Below are 6,476 nucleotides of genomic sequence, written 5' to 3' on the forward strand. Positions count from 1 at the left end.
ACCAGCGGTGAAAACGTGATTACCCGTACCACAGCAGATGGTATCAAAGTTGAATTGTTGAAAGATGCGAAGTTCGACAGCATCACCACTGGCGACACGGTAGTAAACGACAAGGGTGTGACCATTAAAGATGGTCCGAGCATCACTAAAGATGGCATCAATGCAGGCGATAAAGTCATTAGCAATGTTGCTGATGGTTCAATTGCCAAAGGTTCAAAAGATGCAGTGAATGGTGGTCAGATTCAGAATATTTCTGACAGCATCAAGAACAGCATTGGTGGTAACACAACGGTTAATCCAGATGGCAGTATAGTAACCAACAATATTGGTGGTACAGGTAAAAACAACATCAATGATGCAATCAGCAATGTGAAAGACGCTGCAACTAAAGCGAAAACCACAGTGACTGAAGGCGACAACATCGTTGTTAAAGAGACGACCAATAAAGATGGTAGTACCAACTACGAAGTTTCAACCAAGAAAGACCTTAATTTAGACAGCATCACGACTGGTGATACTGTATTAAACGACAAGGGTTTAACCATTAAAGATGGTCCAAGTATTACCAAAGATGGCATCAATGCAGGTAATAAAGTCATTACCAATGTTGCAGATGGTTCAATCGCGAATGGTTCTAAAGATGCGGTGAATGGCGGTCAGATTCAGAATATTTCTGACAGCATCAAGAACAGCATTGGTGGTGATACGACTGTTAATAAAGACGGTAGCATCACGACCAATAACATTGGTGGAACTGGTAAAGACAACATCAATGATGCAATCAAGTCGGTAGATGACAAAGTTACTACAGGTGTTAATGATCTGACCAATAAAGGTCTGAACTTTGCAGGTAATGCAGGTGCAGATGTTCATCGTAAGTTGGGTGAGAAGTTAAACATTGTTGGTGGCGCTGATGCTGCAACAGCAGAAGACAAAACCAGCGGTGAAAACGTGATTACCCGTACCACAGCAGATGGTATCAAAGTTGAATTGTTGAAAGATGCGAAGTTCGACAGCATCACCACTGGCGACACGGTAGTAAACGACAAGGGTGTGACCATTAAAGATGGTCCGAGCATCACTAAAGATGGCATCAATGCAGGCGATAAAGTCATTAGCAATGTTGCTGATGGTTCAATTGCCAAAGGTTCAAAAGATGCAGTGAATGGTGGTCAGATTCAGAATATTTCTGACAGCATCAAGAACAGCATTGGTGGTAACACAACGGTTAATCCAGATGGCAGTATAGTAACCAACAATATTGGTGGTACAGGTAAAAACAACATCAATGATGCAATCAGCAATGTGAAAGACGCTGCAACTAAAGCGAAAACCACAGTGACTGAAGGCGACAACATCGTTGTTAAAGAGACGACCAATAAAGATGGTAGTACCAACTACGAAGTTTCAACCAAGAAAGACCTTAATTTAGACAGCATCACGACTGGTGATACTGTATTAAACGACAAGGGTTTAACCATTAAAGATGGTCCAAGTATTACCAAAGATGGCATCAATGCAGGTAATAAAGTCATTACCAATGTTGCAGATGGTTCAATCGCGAATGGTTCTAAAGATGCGGTGAATGGCGGTCAGATTCAGAATATTTCTGACAGCATCAAGAACAGCATTGGTGGTGATACGACTGTTAATAAAGACGGTAGCATCACGACCAATAACATTGGTGGAACTGGTAAAGACAACATCAATGATGCAATCAAGTCGGTAGATGACAAAGTTACTACAGGTGTTAATGATCTGACCAATAAAGGTCTGAACTTTGCAGGTAATGCAGGTGCAGATGTTCATCGTAAGTTGGGTGAGAAGTTAAACATTGTTGGTGGCGCTGATGCTGCAACAGCAGAAGACAAGACCAGCGGTGAAAACGTGATTACCCGTACCACAGCAGATGGTATCAAAGTTGAATTGTTGAAAGATGCGAAGTTCGACAGTATCACCACTGGCGACACCGTTATTAATAACAATGGTTTAACGATTAAGGGTGGTCCAAGTATCACAATTAACGGTATTGATGCAGGTGGTAAGAAAATTATCAATGTCGCTGATGGTGTTGATGCAAAAGATGCGGTCAATAAAGGTCAGCTTGATAAGCAAATCAATGATGTTAAAGATCAAATTGGCAAAGAAATCGGTGACTTGTCAGACAACGCTGTGAAGTATGACAAAGACAAAGATGGCAATGTTGATAAAAACTCTGTGACTTTAGGTGGTGGTGATAAAGGCACAAACCTGAAAAATGTTGCTGATGGTAAGGTTGAAGAAGGCTCTAAAGATGCTGTAAATGGTGGTCAGTTATGGGATGTTCAGAAGCAAGTTGATAAAAACTCAAATGATATTCAGAACATCAATAACAACATCAATAACATCAACAATGGTAAGTCTGGCCTAGTTCAGCAACAGACGCCAAATGGTGAAATTACCGTTGGTAAAGATACAGGCGGTACAAGTATCAATATGGCCGGTAAAGATGGTGATCGTGTGGTGCAAGGTGTTAAGGACGGTGAAATCAAAGCGGGTTCTAACCAAGCCGTGAATGGTGGCCAGATCCATAACATCTCGAACAGTATAAAGAACAGCATTGGTGGAGAGACTGTTGTTAATCAAGATGGCAGTATTACGACCAACAATATCGGTGGTACAGGTAAGAACAATATCAATGATGCGATTGGAACTTTGAATCAATCAAATCAAGAGTTGGGTAACAAGATCAACAACCTTGGTGATCAGTTACAACAAGTGTTCTACGACACCAACAAACGTATCGACAATTTGGAAGACAAAATGTCTGCGGGTATTGCTGCGACAGCTGCACTTGAGCAAGCACCTTATGTGCCAGGTAAGTTAACTATGGCAGTCGGCGCGGCTTACTATAACGATCAAAATGCAGTGGGTGTGACGTTCCGTCGTACTGCAGATAATGGTCGCTGGTCATTGACAACGGGTGCTGCTTTAGGCAGCCAAGGTAGCCCATTGGTACGTATTGGTGTAAGTACAATTATTGACTAATTGCCCTCAATAAGGAGAGTCCTAGACTCTCCTTATCCAACAGATATTGTGAGTAAAGAAATGAACAAGAATATTCAAATTTTGATGATGGCAACTTTTGTCGGTTTAACAACAACCACTGCTTTTGCACAAGAAGAAGTTGTGGCTCAGCAAGAAGAAATTAAATTTCCAGCGGTTGAGAAAAGTTATTTAAAACAAGTACAGCGTTATGAATATGATAATGTTGCACGTTTAGACACAGGTCTGACCAAAGATCAAATTCGTCACATTTTGGGCCATCCTCAATTTAGCGAAGGCGTATTCTTTGTAAAAACTTGGAACTATGTTTTAGATATTCGTCAGCCAAATAGCCAAGACTATTTACGTTGCCAATTACGTGTCGATTTCGATAAGAAGTATCTTTCGGAAAGATTGTCTTGGAAAGGTGAAGCATGTGAGGGCTTAATGGCTTGGGGTGCGAATAACCAAGTTCCAAATGATGCAAATGTAAATGGTACACGTTCTGGAAGTGTATTCTTTGCTTTTGACCGTTTTAATACTGCTGCGATCGAACAAGGTTCTAGTTCTGTAACTTCAATTGCACAGCGTATCAAACAAAGTAATTCAACTGGACCAATTTTAGTTGCAGGTTTTGCTGACCCATTAGGTAAGTTTGCTTATAATCAGCAACTTTCATCACAACGTGCCAATACAGTGGCAAAATTATTGGTGAATGAAGGTATTGATGCAAATCGTATTCAAATTCAAGCCAATAGCCAAACTGATATATATCAGCAATGTACAGGTAATAAGGCAAATGCACAATTGGTTGGCTGTTTAGCTCCGAATAGACGCGTTAATGTGACTTGGTAAAATTTTTCAAATCAGAAAAGCCAGCATTTATGCTGGCTTTTTTTATTTTTGACATTTAGATACAAATATTAATGCGAAATTTGAACATAAATTTAGGAGGAGAATGTCAATTTACGTCATGTATCGACTTTTTTTGTATATAAATTTGCATAATGTGAAGATTATGCGATTTACTTTTTACTTGTAGTTAAAAATTAACTATTGATTTGTAATATTTAATTTTAGAAATTAAAATTTTAATTTAAATTGGTGAATTGATAGATGTACAACATGTACTAATGTTATTTACATCTCATTTTAAAAAAGTTATTTTAATAGTAATAAATTACATTTCTTTACTTCATAGACAGACTTGTACACATAAGTGAACACGTTGTAACTTTTATCTGCGTTTGGAAAAATATTATGAATAAGGTTTATAAGGTTGTATGGAACGCCTCATTGGGTGCTTGGGTAGCGGTTTCGGAACTTGCTAAGGGAAAAGTAAAAGGTAGTAACGGGAAGGTTGGGGGAATTTCGACTGTAGAAGAGTCTAATGAGAAGAGTCATTCCGAAACAATAAATTTAAAGACTTTATCATTAGCAGTAATTACTATTGTTGCCCCTAATTGGGTTTATGCAGGTACTGAGGTTAGTGGAACCCCGACTAAAAGTGGGTCTAATATTACCAATATTAATACTTGTACAGCATCTGCGACTACTACAAATGGAGTAGCAATAGGATGTTCTAGTATTGCTGGAGCAAAGGACTCTGTAATTGCGGATAGATCCAATCCATATAATACTAGTACTAGTAACAGCAGAGTAACTTTTGATACTACATCTGGTGGTAATACTGCGATTGGTACAGGTGCTTCTGCTGGAAATGCAAATCAGGGATTAGCTACTGCTATAGGGACATACGCAACTGCAAATAATGTTGCTGCAGTAGCAATAGGTGCCGCGGCTTTATCGACAGGAAATACATCTTTATCAATTGGTCGTCAATCTGCTGCAACTGCAGATTATGCTCAAGCTATAGGTAATGTAGCTGCAGCAACAGGAACTGGTGCTCTTGCTATTGGCCATTCAGCAACAGCTACAGGTTATCGTGGTATTGCGATTGGTTCACCTGATATTGATAATGCTTCTGTAGTTGCTGGCCAAGCTGGGGCAGCATATCAAACTGTTGGGCAAACGAAAGCATCTGGGCGGGACGCAATTGCTTTTGGTGGTGGTTCTCAATCGTTAAAAGATGAAGGGATGACTATAGGGGCCTTCTCTGGTGCAACAGAACAAGGTGCAGCAGTGGTTGGTGTCCGTGGTGCCGCATTGGGACAACAAAGTTTATCTATTGGTAATGGTGCAACGAATGTTACAAGCGGTACAAATGCACCTATTCAATTAGCAACGTCTTTAGGGCAAGGTACAATAACTAATAAAACGGTCGGTTCTCGAGTTTTTAATGGTTCTAATACAGTAAAAGATACCCTAGGAGGGACTGCCGGTACGCTAACTGGAACAGTGGATGGTGTTGCAATAACAATTAATCAGGCTGCTGGAACTGGTAATGCAACGACAGGTACAGTTGGTGCGATTACTGGTGGATCATACAACGGACAAACTTTAACCGCTGAACAAGCGAATGCATTATATCAATCTTTAGGACACGGCGGGTCAGTCACATTAGGACAGCGTGCGATTGCTATTGGTACTGCAACAGCTGCACTAGCAAATAATGCCTTGGCTATAGGTAGTACATCGTTAGCAAGTGGAGAAGGTTCTGTTGCAATTGGTAGTGGTTCTATTGCAACAAAAACGGATGCTGTATCTATTGGGCGAGGAGCTGGTAGTAGTGTTACGTCAGGTGTTGCTATTGGAGCAGAGGCAAAAGTCACAGGTGATAATAGTATTGCATTAGGGCAAAAATCAGTTGCTTCCGCACAAACAGGCTCTTCATTTTTAACAAATGTAGGGGCAACAACACAAGGAACAATTTCAGTTGGTGATGGCACTAACAATGTTAAACGTCGTCTAACTAATTTGGCAGATGGTGCCGTAGACTCTGATGGCGTAACAGTTGCGCAATTAAAACAATTCAAAGTAATAACAGATAAGCAAGGTGCTGATACTGCTGCTGCTTTAGGTGGTGGTTCAACTTATAATTCAACGACGGGGGCAGTTACAACCCCAACTTATAATGTAGGTGGTACTACAAAAACGAATGTTGGTGATGCTATTACGAATATTGATAATCGTACAACTAGCTTAGAAAATCAGACATGGAAGTTAAACACCAATTCGGATACTGCTGCAGTCGTAGGTAAAGACGCAGAAGTTAAATTTATTGATGGCAAAAATATTAAGCTTTCTCGGACAGGAACTAGCATTACTGTTGCAACAGCAGACTCTGTAAAATTTGATAGTGTTAATGCTGGTGGTACAGTTATTAACAACAATGGTTTGAGTTTTGTACAGGCAGATGGAACAACACCTGTTACCAATAGTCCAAGTATCAGTAAGACAGGCATCAATGCGGGTAACAATAAGATCAGTAATGTTGCGAATGGCGCGATAACATCTGGTTCTAAAGATGCGGTGAATGGTGGTCAGTTACA

Annotated in this window: 3 protein-coding genes; all 3 read left to right on the plus strand. The window is 40.2% G+C overall.

Going from position 1 to position 6,476, the window contains the following annotated elements; all coding sequences use genetic code 11:
• Window positions 1–3,027: YadA-like family protein (locus tag F896_RS14005; protein ID WP_016162959.1), on the plus strand; the 3,027-nt coding region annotated here is incomplete at its 5' end.
• Between the two features lie 60 nt (window positions 3,028–3,087).
• The gene (gene tpgA, locus F896_RS14000) at window positions 3,088–3,879 is read left to right on the plus strand and encodes a trimeric autotransporter adhesin/peptidogylcan-associated protein TpgA (RefSeq protein WP_005269997.1); all 792 of its coding nucleotides are present in this window, start codon (window positions 3,088–3,090) and stop codon (window positions 3,877–3,879) included.
• 405 nt (window positions 3,880–4,284) lie between these two features.
• Window positions 4,285–6,476: ESPR-type extended signal peptide-containing protein (locus tag F896_RS20200; RefSeq protein WP_016162960.1), on the plus strand; the 2,192-nt coding region annotated here is incomplete at its 3' end.

The organism is Acinetobacter genomosp. 15BJ (genome assembly GCF_000400715.1).
GTDB lineage: Bacteria > Pseudomonadota > Gammaproteobacteria > Pseudomonadales > Moraxellaceae > Acinetobacter.

Bases quoted from the DNA above. Each gene is read 5' to 3' on its own strand.
- tpgA (WP_005269997.1), top strand. From the start codon at position 3,088: ATGAACAAGAATATTCAAATTTTGATGATGGCAACTTTTGTCGGTTTA.